Source organism: Ruegeria arenilitoris, from assembly GCF_013035425.1.
Lineage (GTDB): Bacteria > Pseudomonadota > Alphaproteobacteria > Rhodobacterales > Rhodobacteraceae > Ruegeria > Ruegeria arenilitoris_A.
Genome location: NZ_WQHX01000009.1, coordinates 1 through 15,968, shown reverse-complemented (window position 1 = coordinate 15,968; position 15,968 = coordinate 1). Strand labels below are relative to the sequence as shown.

16 protein-coding genes are annotated in these 15,968 nt (G+C 55.0%); 13 read left to right on the top strand and 3 right to left on the bottom strand.

What is annotated here, in order from left to right; all coding sequences use genetic code 11:
- Positions 1–5: 5 nt before the first annotated feature.
- Positions 6–278, bottom strand: a complete 273-nt coding sequence (locus tag GOV45_RS20170; RefSeq protein WP_170481362.1) for a hypothetical protein — start codon at positions 276–278, stop codon at positions 6–8.
- A gap of 351 nt (positions 279–629) precedes the next feature.
- Here GOV45_RS20170 and GOV45_RS20165 point away from each other — a divergent pair, with 351 nt between their 5' ends.
- The 8 genes from GOV45_RS20165 (at position 630) to GOV45_RS20130 (ending at position 6,225) form a co-directional block, all read left to right on the top strand.
- Positions 630–1,220, top strand: a complete 591-nt coding sequence (locus GOV45_RS20165; protein WP_170481359.1) for a L,D-transpeptidase — start codon at positions 630–632, stop codon at positions 1,218–1,220.
- 67 nt (positions 1,221–1,287) lie between these two features.
- Positions 1,288–1,737, top strand: coding sequence for a c-type cytochrome (locus tag GOV45_RS20160; RefSeq protein WP_170481357.1), 450 nt, complete (start codon positions 1,288–1,290; stop codon positions 1,735–1,737).
- Positions 1,738–1,751: 14 nt separating this feature from the next.
- The gene (locus GOV45_RS20155; protein ID WP_170481355.1) at positions 1,752–2,078 is read left to right on the top strand and encodes a hypothetical protein; all 327 of its coding nucleotides are present in this window, start codon (positions 1,752–1,754) and stop codon (positions 2,076–2,078) included.
- A 55-nt stretch (positions 2,079–2,133) separates the two neighbouring features.
- A complete protein-coding gene (locus GOV45_RS20150; RefSeq protein WP_170481352.1) occupies positions 2,134–2,703 on the top strand; it encodes a c-type cytochrome in 570 nt (189 codons plus the stop codon).
- Between the two features lie 9 nt (positions 2,704–2,712).
- Positions 2,713–3,612: a c-type cytochrome gene (locus GOV45_RS20145; protein WP_170481349.1), complete on the top strand. Its 900-nt coding sequence runs from the start codon at positions 2,713–2,715 to the stop codon at positions 3,610–3,612.
- A 39-nt stretch (positions 3,613–3,651) separates the two neighbouring features.
- Positions 3,652–5,022: a multicopper oxidase family protein gene (locus GOV45_RS20140; RefSeq protein WP_170481346.1), complete on the top strand. Its 1,371-nt coding sequence runs from the start codon at positions 3,652–3,654 to the stop codon at positions 5,020–5,022.
- Positions 5,022–5,495, top strand: a complete 474-nt coding sequence (locus tag GOV45_RS20135) for a c-type cytochrome (protein ID WP_170481344.1) — start codon at positions 5,022–5,024, stop codon at positions 5,493–5,495. Before GOV45_RS20140 ends, GOV45_RS20135 begins: the two co-directional genes overlap by 1 nt.
- A gap of 1 nt (position 5,496) precedes the next feature.
- Positions 5,497–6,225, top strand: a complete 729-nt coding sequence (locus GOV45_RS20130; RefSeq protein ID WP_437436532.1) for a DsbA family protein — start codon at positions 5,497–5,499, stop codon at positions 6,223–6,225.
- A gap of 37 nt (positions 6,226–6,262) precedes the next feature.
- Here the strand turns inward: GOV45_RS20130 and GOV45_RS20125 are convergent, their stop codons facing one another.
- Positions 6,263–6,460: a heavy-metal-associated domain-containing protein gene (locus GOV45_RS20125; protein ID WP_170481341.1), complete on the bottom strand. Its 198-nt coding sequence runs from the start codon at positions 6,458–6,460 to the stop codon at positions 6,263–6,265.
- A gap of 173 nt (positions 6,461–6,633) precedes the next feature.
- On the opposite strand from GOV45_RS20125, the gene GOV45_RS20120 reads away from it, so the two are divergent.
- Positions 6,634–9,144 carry a heavy metal translocating P-type ATPase gene (locus tag GOV45_RS20120; RefSeq protein WP_170481338.1) on the top strand — a complete coding sequence of 837 codons (2,511 nt, stop codon included), beginning with the start codon at positions 6,634–6,636 and terminating at the stop codon, positions 9,142–9,144.
- Positions 9,145–9,159: 15 nt separating this feature from the next.
- The gene (gene cueR, locus GOV45_RS20115) at positions 9,160–9,546 is read left to right on the top strand and encodes a Cu(I)-responsive transcriptional regulator (RefSeq protein WP_152460772.1); all 387 of its coding nucleotides are present in this window, start codon (positions 9,160–9,162) and stop codon (positions 9,544–9,546) included.
- Positions 9,547–9,848: 302 nt separating this feature from the next.
- Here the strand turns inward: cueR and GOV45_RS23515 are convergent, their stop codons facing one another.
- Positions 9,849–9,974 carry a hypothetical protein gene (locus GOV45_RS23515; RefSeq protein WP_302478487.1) on the bottom strand — a complete coding sequence of 42 codons (126 nt, stop codon included), beginning with the start codon at positions 9,972–9,974 and terminating at the stop codon, positions 9,849–9,851.
- A 189-nt stretch (positions 9,975–10,163) separates the two neighbouring features.
- Here GOV45_RS23515 and GOV45_RS20110 point away from each other — a divergent pair, with 189 nt between their 5' ends.
- Genes GOV45_RS20110 through GOV45_RS20100 form a run of 3 tightly spaced genes read left to right on the top strand, consistent with a single transcriptional unit; the run spans position 10,164 to position 15,906 of the window.
- The gene (locus GOV45_RS20110; protein WP_170481335.1) at positions 10,164–12,359 is read left to right on the top strand and encodes an efflux RND transporter periplasmic adaptor subunit; all 2,196 of its coding nucleotides are present in this window, start codon (positions 10,164–10,166) and stop codon (positions 12,357–12,359) included.
- Positions 12,356–15,535: an efflux RND transporter permease subunit gene (locus GOV45_RS20105; RefSeq protein WP_170481333.1), complete on the top strand. Its 3,180-nt coding sequence runs from the start codon at positions 12,356–12,358 to the stop codon at positions 15,533–15,535. The genes GOV45_RS20110 and GOV45_RS20105 overlap by 4 nt, the downstream gene beginning before the upstream one ends.
- Before the next feature lie 29 nt (positions 15,536–15,564).
- Positions 15,565–15,906 (top strand): copper-binding protein, encoded by a 342-nt coding sequence (locus tag GOV45_RS20100; RefSeq protein ID WP_170481330.1) that lies wholly within the window; start codon positions 15,565–15,567, stop codon positions 15,904–15,906.
- The last annotated feature ends 62 nt before the right edge of the window (positions 15,907–15,968 follow it).

The window sequence follows — 15,968 nt, the reverse complement described above, 5'->3', positions numbered from 1 at the left end:
GCTTGTCAGGCGCGCGTACAGATTGGGCGCCCTTCAATAGTCCTAAGTGGTAGGTAGGTTGTTTCAACTGGCCCAACATAGCGATACCAATAGCAACCGTCCTCAGGCATGATTTTCACTGCGTTCAGGTCCTGGCCCGGAGCAGCAATCTGGGCTACGGCGTCAGGAACTTGGGAAAGCGTTCCGGGCTCGCTATCTGCAGATATTGACGTTGTTTCGGTACAAGCGCCGATGAACAAAAGTGCGGCCAGTGCTTGGAAAGCTTTCCTGAAGGACATGGTGTTTAGTCCACTGTGATTGTCATTTGTAGTGCCTGCTACCCTCGCATCGACGGGTGATCACATCAATTCACCAAGAACTAAGCAATTGTTAGCGTTGCTTTTTTGTGTTCGGTTGATTCAAGAAAGTCAGGTTTTGCTTAAAGCAGCCTGGAGTTACGTCCAAGAAAAATTGCTTTTCCACAATGACTTGATGATTTGGGTCCGCCTTCTAAGGAAATATCCCTGCGCCAACGGCAACGACAATTCAGACGAGACATCCCATATGAAATGTCATTTGCGTGTTGACCTTCCAGCGCAGGAACCGGGCATACGAGTTATTTGAGGCGGAAAAAAAGAATAAACTTTGGGATGGCAGGCATGAAACGGAGCAAAGAAGGAAAGGTTGCTACGCGACGTGGAGTGATTGCCGCGTTTGCTGCGACGACGCTTTTTCCAGCACCGGCCGTTTGGGCCCAATCAACGGCAACTGAGGGGACGCGCCGCAATGTTTCCTCATTCCGCGTTGCTAAATGGCAGGACCACTTTGATACGCTTAAGAATGGTGTGATCCTGTCCGATACACAGTCCAAGGTCCTGCAATATTGGTCGGAAGACGAAAGCGTCTACCGAATGTATCCAACCAGCGTACCGCTGACGGAAGACCTTACAAGGCTGGGCTACACCACAGTTACTCGCAAGGTCGAAGGGCCGTCTTGGCGACCGACACCAGCAATGAAAAAGCGCAACCCCGCTTGGCCCGATTATGTGGGCCCGGGTCCGGAGAATCCTCTGGGGACACATGCACTTTATTTAAGCTGGCAATACTACCGGATCCACGGCACCAACGACACGCGCAAGATCGGGAGAAGATCCTCCAACGGCTGCATTGGCTTGTACAACGAGCAGATTGCGGAATTGTTCGAACTGGCCACTGTGGGCACTCAGGTAAAACTGATCTGACCTTGGTCAGGCCGATTTTTTTTGCGCGGGTTGAACCTAAGAACTGACAATCATGTGAAGAACAGAGATGGATAAACTTACACTCTTGATCGGCGGAGTAGTGATCGCAGGCGCCGCCGCGTTCGTCTACAACTTAAATCAGCAACCAACAGGTCACTCGATGACGCCGCCCGATACGGCAGCACTGGAGCAAGGAGACCCAATCGAAAACGTCACTCTGCCGGACCAGCTAAGCGAATTTGCGGCCGTCGGCAAAGTGGCATTCGACGCCAAATGCTCGGCGTGCCATGGCGCGAATGCAACGGGTCTGGAAGGCCTTGCACCACCTTTGGTGCATAAAATCTATGAACCAAGCCACCATTCCGACGAGTCATTTTATGTGGCAGTCCAGAATGGAGTTCGGGCACACCATTGGAAGTTCGGCAATATGCCGCCGGTCGATGGCTTGACCCGTGCGGATGTGAAAGGCATCGTGGCGTATATCAGAGAGCTGCAGCAGGAAAACGGGATTTTCTGAAGGTGACGAGCCGAATGAGCAGTGCAATTCGTTACATCATACTGTCAATGGTGCTGACCATTGGCGGGCTGCTTGTGACGGCCGATTCTGCTCATGCACATGGCAGTGGTTCACAGCACGTGATTGACCAAACGGACTCAGCGGACGTTGAGCATGTCAAGCAGGGTCATCCCGGACATTGTCATGGCGGAACGATTTGCAACGCTGTTGGTCTATTTTCGATGGGTCCACCACCGCCTGGCCCCCAAGATACTGAACAAAGATACTCGATCCCTCGAGCCCAATACCGGGTTCTCGGTATCGCGGCGTTTGACCCACCGCCGCCGCGTGTCCTGATCTGACCAGTCGAATTGCGCTCAACTTGGGCGCGTCGAAGCAGACGACAAGGACAAAACAATGAACATTCTAAAAATGACCACAGGCGTTGCCCTGGTTTCTCTGTTCGCAGCCGCCGCCCTGGCGCATGGTGGCGCAACCGGCATCGTCAAAGAACGCATGGATGGTATGTCCGCGATGAAGGACAGCATGAAGATCCTTACGCCGATGATGCAAGGGAAAACGCCCTACAATGCGCAAACGGTACGAAGCGAGGCCAAGAATATCGGGCGTCACGCTGGCGAGAGCATGACAAAGCTGTTTCCAGAGGGATCTGATGGCAAACCCTCAGAGGCCAAATCGGAGATTTGGCAGGATTGGGGCTCCTTTTCAGAATTGGCCAGCCAGTTGGAAACTTACTCTGAAGGCCTTGAGCTTGCGGCGGACAACGGGTTGATGATGTCCGGGTCGGGGCAAGGTTCGGGCATGATGGCCGGCGCATCCATGATGGGCGGCGGTTCTATGATGGGTGGCGGGATGATGGGCGGCAGTCCAGATCAAGCACAACTGTCTGAAATGCCGGCAGATGGTGTGTTCATGATGCTGAGCCAGACATGCTCGGCATGTCACACGCAATTTCGGTCGGAATAGGAATGCGTCATGAGACCGATATTCCGATTGGGCCTTGCTGCCGCCCTAACGGCGTCAGCGGGACTTGTTGCCGTGATGGCTTGGCCGATTGGCCAGCCCTTACAAGCTCTCGACATTCAGGGTGACGTTAACCGCGGGGCGTATCTGGCAAGGGCAAGTGGCTGTATCGCTTGCCACACAGATTTTGCCAAAGGGCGCGCGCCCTTGGCCGGTGGGGTGGAGTTGGATACCCCGTTCGGCACGCTCTATTCGCCGAACCTGACCACAGATCCTGACCACGGGATCGGTGATTGGACGGTCGAGGAATTTGCCCGCGCGGTGCGTCAGGGTGTGTCGCCTGACGGAGAACCCTATTACCCGGCCTTTCCTTATCCGTTCTATGCCAACTTCACTGATCAGGACATCGCCGATCTCTGGGCCGCCTGGCAAACGGTTGCACCGGTAGCGGAACCGTCAAAAGAGCAGGAAATGGCGTTCCCCTTCAATCAGAGATGGGGCCTGAAGCTGTGGCGCGCGGCTTTTCTGGAACCACCCCGCACTGATCCCGTGCCGGGCAATGACGAAGTGTGGAACCGGGGTCGGCTACTGGTCGAAGGTGCCACGCATTGTGCGGCCTGCCACACCGGGAGGAACCTGGCTGGCGCAAGAAATTCGGACACGGAACACTTCAAAGGAAGTGACTCTCTGCCGGGCGGTGACAAGGCACCGGCTATCGACTTTGAGACCCTGCAAATGCGTGGTTGGACGGTTGATGATCTGGCTTACGCCTTGCGCACCGGCGTCATGCCTGATGGCGATGTCTTCGGCGGGGCCATGGGAGAGGTTGTAAACTATGGCACCAGTTTTCTGACAGACGATGACCGGAAGGCAATGGCGACCTATCTGCTGGATGTACACGAGGGGGGATAATCCAGTGAGAGATCAAGTATTCTTTGGAAGGAAGTCCTAATGAAGCTCAATCGCAGGCAATTCGTTGCAGGCACGTCGGCACTAATCGCAGTGCCGACTATCGGGAGGGCGGCTACCGCCCCCCGAATAATAGAGGCGCGTTCAGGATTGGCACGTGTTGCCCCCGACAACTATCCGGAGACCGAGATATGGGGATATGATGGCGGTGTTCCAGGCCCTGAAATTCGTGCCCGGCAAGGCGAAACGGTTCGCCGGACACTCCTGAACTCGCTACCTCAGCCTACAGCAATCCATTGGCACGGATTGCGGGTTCCAAACAATATGGACGGGGTGCCGGGCCTTACGCAGGAGGCTGTACCAACCGGCGGCGAATTTCAGTATGACTTGCCTCTGAAGGACGCGGGGACCTTCTGGTATCACTCTCACAACCAGTCAACGGAACAAGTGGCCAGGGGCCTTTACGGCGCGTTCATCGTCGACGAAACGGACCCGCCGGACACGGACCATGACATCACGATCCTTCTGGATGACTGGCGGTTGTCTAAGGACGCTCAAATAGTTGATGATTTTGGTGCAATGCATGATTGGACCCATGCAGGTCGGATGGGAAACTACGTTCACGCGCGCATATCGCCAATGACCGAAGTTTTGACGAACCAGCGATTGCGAATTCGAATGGTCAACGTGGCAACTGATCGGATCATGTATGTGTCAGTAGGTGGCGCAAACGGGAAACTGGTCGCTTATGATGGCATGCCTGTAAGGCAGCCAGAAGATTTCGAAACACTTGTTTTTGGACCTGCACAGCGAGCAGACTTGATCGTCGACGTCACAGCGGAATCGAACGAAGCCGTTCAAATAACTCTTCACGAACGCGATGAATCATTTGTTATCGCTGAGATCCCGGTTTCGGGAAGCGGTACATCTGCCAGCCGCGGTGAGATTGAAGCTCTGCCACCCAACCCTGTTTCTTTTCTTGAAGATGTTTCTGACGCTTTGACAGTTCCATTGGTGATGGAAGGCGGGGCGATGGGCGGACTGCGTCAAGGTACTTACAACGGCCAAGTCATGAGCGCTAATGAGTTGGTTCAGGAAGGACAGATCTGGACATTCAACGGAGTCGCAGGGTTACCCGAAGACCCGCTCGCTTCCGTTTCGCGTGGCGACATAGTCCGTATTCAGATGCAGAACGACACTGTCTTTGCGCACGCCATGCACTTGCACGGGACGCACTTTCAGGAAGTTCTGCCGAACGGCAGCCTGGGGCCGCTGCGGGACACAATCTTGGTTGACCGGATGGAAACGCGGGAGATTGCGTTCGTTGCGGATAACCCGGGGGACTGGCTGTTTCATTGCCACATGCTGTCGCATCAGGCCGCTGGAATGAAGACCTGGCTGAGCGTGGCGTGATGAACAAGAGCGCGGCGAAATGGCTGTCACTGGCTGCTGTGGTGATCATTGTCGCGGTCGCTGGCTGGGGCCTGGGTGGGCGTGCGCAGAACAGTTCATCGGCGGATTCGGCACGTGGTGCAGTTTTGTATGCCGAAAACTGCGCGTCATGCCACGGGGCAGATTTGGAGGGTCAACCAGATTGGCAGACACCTGATCCAGATGGCGTCTTGCGAGCTCCCCCGCATGATCGAACAGGGCACACCTGGCATCACGGCGACAAGCTGTTGTTCGATTACACAAAGCTTGGCGGGTACCAAACACTAAAACAGATGGGCGTCGCTGATGTCAAAAGCGGTATGCCAGGTTTCGAGGACACTCTGTCGGATCAGGAAATCTGGGACATCCTCGCCTTCATCAAGGAGAGTTGGCCGGATCGGGAACGCAAGCTGCAAGAGCAGCGCACCGAGGCAGAACAAACGGAAGGAAACTGATGTGAAACGATTTTTTGCAGGCTTAATTGCCATCACTATGTCGATTGGTGCTGCTATGGCGAGTGCTGACGAATTGTCTGACTCCGATGTAAAACGGCTGGCTCTGGAAGCCATTATGGAAAACCCCGAAATCATCATGCAGGCGATTCAATTGCTTCAACAGCGCGAGGATCAGGCAAAAGCCGAAGCCATTGGAAACGTCTTGGAAAATCAGCGTGAATTGCTGGAACAGGATCCGAATGCGCCTGTCATCGGAAACCCGGAAGGTGATGTAACCGTAGTCGAGTTTTTTGATTATAACTGCCCATATTGCAAACGCGCGGCCCCGGTCGTGAAAAACGTAATCGCAGGCGATTCCGAAGTCCGAGTCGTTTATCGAGAATGGCCCATACTCGGAGAAGGTTCCGACTTTGCGGCACGCGCCGCGCTTGCCTCACGTAATCAGGGAAAATATGAAGAATTTCATTGGGCGCTAATGGCTCTGAACGGTCGTGCCACTGAGGCCAGTGTCCTGAAAGTTGTTCGGGAACTTGGCCTGGACGAGGATCAATTGCGCGCAGACATGGAGGCGCCGGAAGTCGACGCGCATATTCAGGTGTCCATGGAATTGGCCCGGCAGCTTGGCTTCAGTGGCACCCCTTCGTTTGTGATTGGAGATGCGCTTGCCCCGGGTCTGATCGCCGAAGATGAAATGACCCGGCTAATCGAGGCAGTCAGAGACGCAAGATAGAACCAAGGGGGCGACAGCATGTGCGCCCCTAAGCTTCTCATGTGACTGTGGCCTCGTATCCCTCGGACTTCAGAGCTGCAAGGATATGATCAAGTGGATTGGCGCTTAAGACACGTACCCTGCGGTTTTTCATGTCAAAGTCCAACTGTGCGGAGGAATCCACCGTGGCAACGGCTTTTTCGATAGCTGACTTGCAGTGCCCGCAGCTCATATCCGGTATATTTAGGGTCGTCATGGATGTTTGCTCCTGTGTTCCGTTGTCCCGGCTAAAGTATTCCAGCACAGGAAGGTCAAGTCGTGATTATTGGATCGTCAAAATTAGTGGCAAAGAAAGTCAGCCTCATCCCTTGACCTTCCACTTGCTGGAACCCTTATGTTGCCCGCCAGCAGAACATACGTGGTGACAATATGACTGAAAATTCACATGCGCGGTTCCAGGTTCAGGGTATGAGCTGTGCTTCCTGCGTTGGGCGCGTCGAGCGCGCATTGAAAGATGTGCCAGGGGTAGATGCCGCTTCGGTTAATCTCGCCAGCGAAAGCGTTCAGGTCGATTTCCGCGATCCAGCCGATAAAGCGGCCATTGCTGATGCGTTAAACCGCGCCGGATATCCGGCGCGGACCGCAGAGGTCACGCTGGATATTCAGAACATGTCCTGCGCATCCTGTGTAGGGCGCGTTGAACGAGCCCTGGAAGCCGATGGCGGCGTCTTGTCCGCGTCGGTCAATCTGGCCACTGAAAGTGCAACTGTGCGCTTTGCTGAGGGAGCCACAACACCCGAAGCAATCGCGGCGCTTGCGGCATCTGCTGGCTATCCGGCGAGCCTGCGATCCGCAACGCAGACCGAACCACAAGACCGCAAAGCGGCAGAGATCAGCCATCTGGCGCGGCGAACAAGCTTCGCCGCTTTGCTCGCTTTGCCGGTATTCATTCTCGAAATGGGCTCGCATGTTATTCCGGGCATGCACCACCTGATAGCGAGCACCATCGGCATCCAGAACAGCTATTACCTGCAATTCCTTCTGACCACGATCGTTCTTTTTGGGCCAGGCTTGCAGTTCTACACCAAGGGATTCCCTTCCTTGTTCAAAGGCGCGCCGGACATGAATTCTCTGGTGGCTCTGGGCACTTCGGCGGCTTATGGGTTCTCGCTTGTTTCCACCTTTGCGCCGGGTGTTCTTCCCGCCGGAACCGCAAACGTCTACTACGAGGCCGCAGCGGTGATCGTGGTTCTCATATTGTTGGGGCGGTTCCTCGAGGCGCGCGCCAAGGGGCGAACTGGTGAAGCGATCCGAAAACTGGTCGGTCTGCAGGCAAAAACAGCGCGAGTTGAGCGCGACGGATCGGTTGTCGAGCTACCGATCGAGCAGATCGTTGTAGGGGATATTGTGCACGTTCGACCGGGCGAAAAAATCGCGGTGGATGGTGCCGTAGTGACCGGCGCGTCATATGTCGATGAAAGCATGATCACCGGCGAGCCGGTTCCTGCCGAAAAGACCGAGGGCGCAACTGTGGTCGGCGGAACAGTCAATGGCGCGGGCGCATTGACGTACCGGGCTGAAAAGATCGGCGCAGACACTATGTTGGCCCAGATCATTCAAATGGTCGAACAAGCACAGGGTGCCAAGCTTCCGATTCAAGGCTTGGTTGACCGCATCACGCTGTGGTTCGTGCCGGTAGTGATCGCTGTGGCCGTAATGACTGTGCTGGTTTGGATGTTGTTCGGACCCGATCCTGCGCTCAGCTTGGCGTTGGTAGCCGGGGTTGCGGTACTGATCATTGCTTGCCCCTGCGCCATGGGGTTGGCCACACCCACCTCAATCATGGTCGGCACCGGCCGCGCGGCCGAGATGGGTGTCCTTTTCCGAAAGGGCGACGCCTTGCAAATGCTGCAGGAAACCACCGTTGTTGCGGTGGACAAGACGGGGACCTTGACCGAAGGGCGTCCGGAGCTGACCGACCTGATTGTGGCCGAAGGATTGGCCGAGGATGAGGTTCTGCGCCTTGTTGCTGCCGTTGAGGTCACATCCGAACATCCGATCGCCACGGCCATCGTGCGCGCGGCTGAAACCCGTGGTCTGGAGCTTTCGAAGCCAGAAGACTTCACGTCGATCACCGGTTACGGGGTAAGCGCTTCAGTCGAAGGCCATACAATCTTGATCGGGGCCGACCGACTGATGAGTCGCGAAGGGGTTGAAATGGGCGCGTTGTCTGATCGGGGCGCTGAACTCGCAATCAAAGGAAAGACTCCACTATATGCCTCCGTAGACGGAGTTATCGCAGCCGTCATCGCCGTGGCGGACCCAATCAAGACCACCACGCCAGACGCAATTGAAGCTTTGCACGGACTGGGGCTGAAAGTAGCGATGATTACCGGCGACAATACCGCTACAGCCAAATCCATCGCGGCGCAGCTTGGCATCGATCATGTCGTGGCCGAGGTTCTGCCAGAGGGTAAAGTATCCGCGTTGCAAGATCTGCGCTCAAATGGCGGAAAACTGGCCTTTGTGGGTGATGGCATCAATGATGCCCCCGCTCTGGCGGCGGCTGACGTAGGAATTGCGATCGGGACAGGCACTGACATCGCCATCGAAGCGGCTGACGTCGTTCTGATGTCAGGCGACCTGACGGGCGTGGTCAATGCCTTCGATATTAGTCAGCGCACCATGCGTAACATCCGCCAAAACCTGTTCTGGGCGTTCAGCTACAACACACTGCTCATACCGGTTGCGGCAGGGGTGCTTTATCCGTTTGGCGGCCCGCTGCTGTCGCCGGTTTTGGCCGCAGGTGCCATGGCGCTGTCCAGTGTATTTGTCCTGACCAACGCGCTGCGGTTGCGCTGGGTTAAGCCGATCAAAGTTGGGCGAGAACAGATCTCGCAGAATGAAGAGCAGGCGCTGCGATCAGCGCCTGCTGAATAGAATAGGAGAACCGCTGTGAATATCGGAGATGTAGCAGAACGTTCGGGTCTGCCTGCCAAAACCATCCGTTATTACGAGGATATCGGATTCATCAAACCCAGGCGCAGTCTGAACGGGTATCGACATTTCGACGAAAAGGAACTGCACAAACTGGCCTTCATCGGGCGGGCCCGCTCATTGGGCTTTACCATTGAGGATTGCCGTTCACTACTGGCGTTGTACGAGGACAAAGAACGCGCAAGCGCGGACGTGAAGGATATCGCCAAACAGAACCTAAAAGAGATAGATGCCAAGATCGCGGACCTGAAGGCCATGCATGCTACACTGTCTCATCTGATCGACGAATGTGCTGGCGACCACCGCCCTGACTGCCCGATCCTGAAGAACCTCGGCCAAACTTAGATGCGCTCATCGTATAAACTGCCTCCTATTTTGGCAGTTTGTTACGTGTATTCGCGGGAATCCGCTTCATTTCGATACAGCGCACCAACTCACCTGTTTTTTCCTCCGACTGGCTTGAACACTCGTTACGTTCGTCCTAACTGCACGGGATGGAGTGGAAGTTTTTCTCAGTGTTGCGAATGACGTTTCTGACATGCGTCTGCTTGGCGATGACCTTCGTCGGCACTGTTGTGGTCGCGAGCAGTGACGTCAAAAACAGTAGCACCTCTGAGCCTCACGGCGTTTCAATGGCTGCAAAGTCATCAGACTTCAAACACGACCATAGCGGTTTGCATCCGACGACTGGCCAAATCCACACGGATAGCCACGTAAATCACAGCGGAGAATGTCATTCCGGCATCTGCTGCGTTGGTGAGTATCCTACCCAAGTGAGTGTTGCTGTGTTGGCTACAGCTTTCGTGCAGCAAACCCGAAACATGGATTCGGACACCCGCCTGTCTCAGGGACCTCTGACTCCCGATCGTCCTCCTCAAATCTCCTGACATCCTCAGGCCCGCAAGCGCGGGCATTCATGTTGTTTCGGTTCCAGCATTCATTGCGACCGTCGGGAGATTATTATGCGTGGAAGATATGCGGCACTATCAGTACTTGCCTTGGCGTTTGGCCTGGGTGGAGGTGTCATTCTTGAAAGACTGTACCTGAATCCAATTGATCAGGGCCAGTCGAACGAACCAGAGGTCCTTTATTGGGTAGCACCGATGGATCCGAATTTTCGGCAGCCTGGACCTGGAAAATCGCCGATGGGTATGGATTTGATCCCGGTTTATTCTGGGCAGGAACCTACCGGCGACCCTGAAGAAGTCACCCTAAGCGCTGCGGAAATCAACGCAATTGGTGTGCGAACTGCGGTTGCACGCATGGCGGATATCGAGCCTCGCATCGAGACGGTGGGTTTCGTCGGCTTTGACGAACACCTGACTAATCACGTTCATACACGCGTTGAAGGTTGGATTGAGCAACTGAAAGTTCGCGCGGTCGGTGATCGCGTTGAGAAGGGGCAAGTTCTATTCGAACTCTTTTCACCGCTGATCGCAGCTGCAACCGGCGATCTTGTACGCGCAGTCGAAGCTGGTGACCCGCGTATTTTGGACGCGGCGCGCAACAAGTTGATCAGCCACGGTATGTCCGCACGTCAGGTTGCAGAGATCGAGGCGGGCGGTGAGTTGGTTCGAAATGTGGAAATTGAGGCGCCTCAAAACGGTGTTGTCATAGCGCTGAACGCCGCCGATGGAATGTACCTGCAGCCAGGCACGCTTGCGTTTTCGGTCACCGATCTTTCCGAAGTATGGCTGATCGTCGATGTTTTCGAACGAGATATTGCACGTTTGTCGGAAGACATGCGCGCAATAGCAAGGTTCGAGCACCTACCCGGTCGCATCTTCGAAGGCGAAATCGACTATGTTTACCCTGAGCTTGATCCGCAAACCCGAACTCTTCCCGTCAGACTGAGTTTCGATAACACCGACGGCGTGCTGCGGCCGGGCATGTTTGGCAGTGTTAGCCTTATACCGGATGAAAGCCGGAATGTTCTCACTGTTCCCTCAGAGGCGCTAATTCGTACTGGTTCGGCGGAACGCGTCATCTTGAAAACAGGCGATGGTACTTTTCGCCCGAGACTGGTGACTACAGGTCTTCGAGACAGTTTCGGCGAGGGGGGACGAACAGAAGTTCTACAAGGGCTTGAACCCGGCGAGGAAGTTGTCGCATCCGCACAGTTTCTAATCGACAGTGAAAGTGCTTTGAGCGCCGGCTTCACGCGTATGGCACCAACGGACACCGAACCAGCACGCGGGGCAGGTACCCTGGTTTCACTCGATGCCCAAAATCGTATGGCAACTGTTCGTCACGACGTTCTCGAAAGCCTTGATTGGCCCGCAATGACTTCGGAGTTTCCGGTGAGGTCTGGTGTTTCGCTCGACCGTTTGAATGCTGGCGACGCGGTTGCTTTCGTGATCGCGCGGGGTGCGGATGGGCTTCTGAGCCTGATGGAGCTTGCACCAGACGATGGTATTGCCGGAACTGGTGCCGGAATCGCGCGCGCCGTCACATCAGACGGCAAATTGACGCTTGAGCACGGACCGATCCCCGAGCTCGGCTGGCCGGCCATGACAATGGATTTGCCTGTTGTGGGAGTAGATCTCACTACCGTGCCTATCGACATGCCAATTGAGTTTGATCTGGCAGAGGGAGAAGGGGGGATGTTCTCGATTGTGGCAGTTCGCGAAGAGGGCTCGCCGCCGACGGATTCTGTTGAAACCGAAGAAACCACCACGCCTTCTGCTCCACCGATTGTCGTCACCGGCACGATCAACCTCGTTAATGCTGAGGCGGGAACTGCAACCATCACTCACGGGCCGATGACTGAGATTGGGATGCCGGGCATGACCATGGATTTCCCATTAGAGCCAACATTGGACCCAAACATGCTCGAAGTCGGTTCTGAAATGACTCTGACTTTCGCGCGTGCAGATGGCATGACAATGGTGTTGGCTGCGGCAACGCCTATTGCACCGCCGCTTCAGGTTTCTGGCCGGATTAACAGTATCGACCCGAACGCGCGTACCGCGAACGTAACACACGGTCCGATGACCGAGATCGGAATGCCGGGCATGACCATGGATTTCCCGGTTGCGGAGGGGATTGAGGTATCTAACTTGCCTGTAGGGATTGATGTTTCTTTGATCCTTCGCCGCAATCCCGACTTTTCGATGACGCTGTTAGAGGTCGCGCTTGATGGGAGTGTTACGCAGTGATCACGGCTATCATTCGTTCTTCTCTCGCCAACAGGTTCGTCATCTTGGCCCTCGCATTCATGATAGGAGTTGCGGGTATTTGGGCCATTCGTGAGACGCCGGTTGATGCAATCCCGGATCTTTCAGATGTCCAGGTAATTGTTCGCACGCCATATCCCGGGCAAGCACCTCAAGTTGTCGAAAACCAAATCACATATCCACTTGCGACAGCCCTATTGGCCGTACCCGGTGCAAAAGACGTTCGCGGGTTCTCGTTCTTTGGAGACAGCTTTGTATATGTCGTCTTTGAGGACGGGACGGACCTCTACTGGGCGCGGTCGCGTGTGCTCGAATATTTGGGCCAGATTACCGGCAGCTTGCCTGAAGGCGTGTCACCACAACTTGGCCCCGATGCGACAGGGGTCGGGTGGATTTATCAGTATGCGCTGGTTGACAGAACCGGAAATCATGATCTGGCTCAGCTCAGGACTCTGCAGGATTGGTTTCTTAAATATGAATTACAAGCCGTGGAAGGCGTCTCAGAAGTCGCCACCATCGGTGGAATGGTCAAACAGTACCAGGTCGTCGTCGACCCAAACAAACTACGTGCCTATGACATAACACTTGCACAATTGAGGACGGCTATTCAGGCGGCCAACCGCGAGACGGGCGGCAGCGTCATTGAGATGGGGGAAGCCGAATTCATGGTCAGGTCCTCGGGCTACATTGACGAATTGTCAGACCTCGCAAGCGCACCATTGATGGTCAACGACCGTGGCGCCGCTCTGACGCTTGGAGACGTCGCTGAAATCCGTCTGGGGCCGGAAATGCGGCGCGGTGTCGGAGAACTCGACGGGCAAGGAGACGCGGTTGGCGGCGTAGTCATTCTGCGATGGGGTGGGAATGCGTTGGCAACGATCAAAGCAGTGGAGGCGCGCATCGAAGAGTTGCGCTCAAACCTGCCGGAAGGGGTCGAAATCATAACGACCTACGACCGATCTGGTGTGATTGAGCGTGCTATCGATAACCTCGAGAAGAAACTGACGCAGGAGTTCATCGTCGTTGTTCTTGTGTGCGCGGCTTTTCTACTTCATCTGCGGTCATCCCTCGTGATTCTTCTGTCGCTCCCGCTGGGCATTTTTGCCGCATTTATTCTGATGAAGGCGCAAGGAGTAAACGCAAACATCATGTCGCTCGGCGGCATAGCCATCGCTATTGGTGCGATGGTCGACGCATCGATCGTGATGATCGAGGCGATGCACAGGCGGTTGGAAAAAGAAAAGCTCACAGCAGAGAACAGATGGCGGATTGTGCAAGAATGCGCTTCTGAGGTGGGACCAGCCCTTTTTTATTCTCTGGCGATCATCACAGTTAGTTTTCTGCCTGTCTTCGTTCTGGAAAATCAGGAAGGTAGGCTCTTCTCGCCACTCGCTTACACCAAGACCTACGCCATGGCTGCAGCCGCCATCCTTTCGATAACGCTGGTTCCGGTCTTGATGGGTTACTTTGTAAGGGGGCGTATTCTACCGGAGCGAAAAAATCCGCTAAATCGCTTGGTCGTGTTCGTGTACCGCCCATTTCTGGACGCGGCAATTGCCTGGCCATGGGCAACAACACTGTTGGCTGGTGTTCTGGTGACGTCCATGTGGTACCCGTACCAGAGAATTGGCTCTGAATTCATGCCCGAGTTGAACGAAGGCGATTTTCTCTACATGCCGAGCTTCTACCCCGGGATCTCGACGGGAAAAGCCCGTGAGGTGCTGCAGCAGACCAACCGCCTGATCGCGACCGTACCTGAAGTCGAAACAGTTCACGGTAAAGTTGGGCGTGCGGAGACTGCAACCGATCCGGCACCACTGACAATGGTGGAGACCACTATCCAACTCAAGCCGGAAAAAGAATGGCGACCGGGCATGACAATGGAGAAAATCCGAAATGAGCTTGATCGTATCGTTCAGGTTCCGGGCGTCACTAATGTTTGGATCCAACCTATCAAGAACCGCATCGACATGCTTGCAACGGGTATCCGTACACCTGTCGGTGTCAAAATATCCGGCACCGACTTGGAGGTCATTACAGATATTGGGATCGAAGTAGAACGTGCGGTCGCTGATATTGATGGAACGGCTTCCGCCTACGCAGAGCGACCTGTTGGCGGGCGTTTCATCGAAATCGACGTCAAGCGAGATGCCGCCTCCCGATACATGATGAGTGTTCGAGAAGTTCAGGACGTAGTTCAGACCGCAATTGGCGGTATGCAAGTGTCGGAATCTGTGGAGGGGCTGGAGAGGTTTCCTATAAACCTACGGTACCCTCAAGCATGGCGAGACAGCCCGGAACGGCTCGAAAATCTTCCTGTCGTCACACCGTCGGGTGCTCATGTGCCACTGTCCGCTCTCGCCGATATTCGAATAGTTGACGGGCCGGGAATGATACGATCAGAGAACGCTCGACGAACTGGGTTCGTGTTTATCGACATCGCGGGGCGCGACCTGGGCGGCTATGTGGCCGAAGCACAAGAGGTGGTTGCAGAAAAGGTCAACCTGCCTCCGGGTTATTCGCTGACCTGGTCGGGGCAGTATGAGTACATTGAGAGAATGCAGGACAGGCTGACGATCGTTGCTCCTGCAACCCTGCTAATCATCACGCTAATGCTTTTCTTGGCGTTCAATCGGGTGATTGAGGTCGGGATAATTCTTGCGGCGCTCCCGGTCGCATTGGCAGGTGGGGTTTGGTTCCTGTGGTATCTTAATTTCGATATCTCAATTGCTGTGCTCGTGGGCTTCATCGCTCTGGCGGGAGTTGCCGTGGAAACAGCGATTGTCATGTTGTTGTACCTCAATCTTGCTTGGGAGAAACGTCGAGGGTTGGCGCAGTCGGAACAGCGAAAGCTTACACGTGACGATATCGAACACGCAGTGTTTGAAGGCGCCGTTCTTCGGGTTCGGCCAAAGGTGATGACTGTAGCCACGATCTTCGCAGCACTGATACCGATCATGTACGGCACCGGTACAGGCTCTGAAATCATGCAGCGGATCGCCGCGCCAATGATTGGGGGCATGGTGACAGCGACCCTTCTTACGCTTTTCGTCATTCCCGCAATATTCGTGATTTGGAAACGGCTCGCGCTCAATCGCGTGAACCGAGAGATCTCCCACACGATACAGGAAGTGCCCCCTGCGCTTCCGGCAGAATAATACCCACAACCTTGAAACAGGAGAGACTGATGAGAACTTTGACTGCTATTGTGGCCCTTTTGGCCGTGTCTACGACAACCACCTTCGCGCAAACGAACCACGACATGGACCATTCCAACATGTCCATGTCGTCCGAACAGATGGAAGGTGCAGTTCACGCAAAAGCTTTGGTGAACTCAATTGGCGGCGAAACCGCCAACGTCAGCCATGATCCGATCCCCGAGATCGGGTGGCCCGCGATGACGATGGATTTGCAGCTTCTTGAAAATGCCCAGATGATGGGTGAGATTAGCGCCGGTGACGAAGTCACACTGATGTTGGTCAAAAGCGATGGTGGTATGTATGCGATCGGCGCGATCATGAAAAACTGAGTCTGTTGATGCGGCAGCTATTCACCAATGATGTGATTGTTCGCCGTTTCAAGGACTGTAGG

Excerpts from the sequence above, each read along its gene's own strand:
- GOV45_RS20120 (WP_170481338.1), top strand. The coding sequence starts at position 6,634 with ATGACTGAAAATTCACATGCGCGGTTCCAGGTTCAGGGTATGAGCTGT.
- GOV45_RS20155 (WP_170481355.1), top strand. The coding sequence starts at position 1,752 with ATGAGCAGTGCAATTCGTTACATCATACTGTCAATGGTGCTGACCATT.
- GOV45_RS20110 (WP_170481335.1), top strand. The coding sequence starts at position 10,164 with ATGCGTGGAAGATATGCGGCACTATCAGTACTTGCCTTGGCGTTTGGC.
- GOV45_RS20160 (WP_170481357.1), top strand. The coding sequence starts at position 1,288 with ATGGATAAACTTACACTCTTGATCGGCGGAGTAGTGATCGCAGGCGCC.
- GOV45_RS20150 (WP_170481352.1), top strand. The coding sequence starts at position 2,134 with ATGAACATTCTAAAAATGACCACAGGCGTTGCCCTGGTTTCTCTGTTC.
- GOV45_RS20170 (WP_170481362.1), bottom strand. The coding sequence starts at position 278 with ATGTCCTTCAGGAAAGCTTTCCAAGCACTGGCCGCACTTTTGTTCATC.
- GOV45_RS20140 (WP_170481346.1), top strand. The coding sequence starts at position 3,652 with ATGAAGCTCAATCGCAGGCAATTCGTTGCAGGCACGTCGGCACTAATC.
- GOV45_RS20145 (WP_170481349.1), top strand. The coding sequence starts at position 2,713 with ATGAGACCGATATTCCGATTGGGCCTTGCTGCCGCCCTAACGGCGTCA.
- GOV45_RS20100 (WP_170481330.1), top strand. The coding sequence starts at position 15,565 with ATGAGAACTTTGACTGCTATTGTGGCCCTTTTGGCCGTGTCTACGACA.
- GOV45_RS20165 (WP_170481359.1), top strand. The coding sequence starts at position 630 with ATGGCAGGCATGAAACGGAGCAAAGAAGGAAAGGTTGCTACGCGACGT.
- GOV45_RS20125 (WP_170481341.1), bottom strand. The coding sequence starts at position 6,460 with ATGACGACCCTAAATATACCGGATATGAGCTGCGGGCACTGCAAGTCA.
- GOV45_RS20135 (WP_170481344.1), top strand. The coding sequence starts at position 5,022 with ATGAACAAGAGCGCGGCGAAATGGCTGTCACTGGCTGCTGTGGTGATC.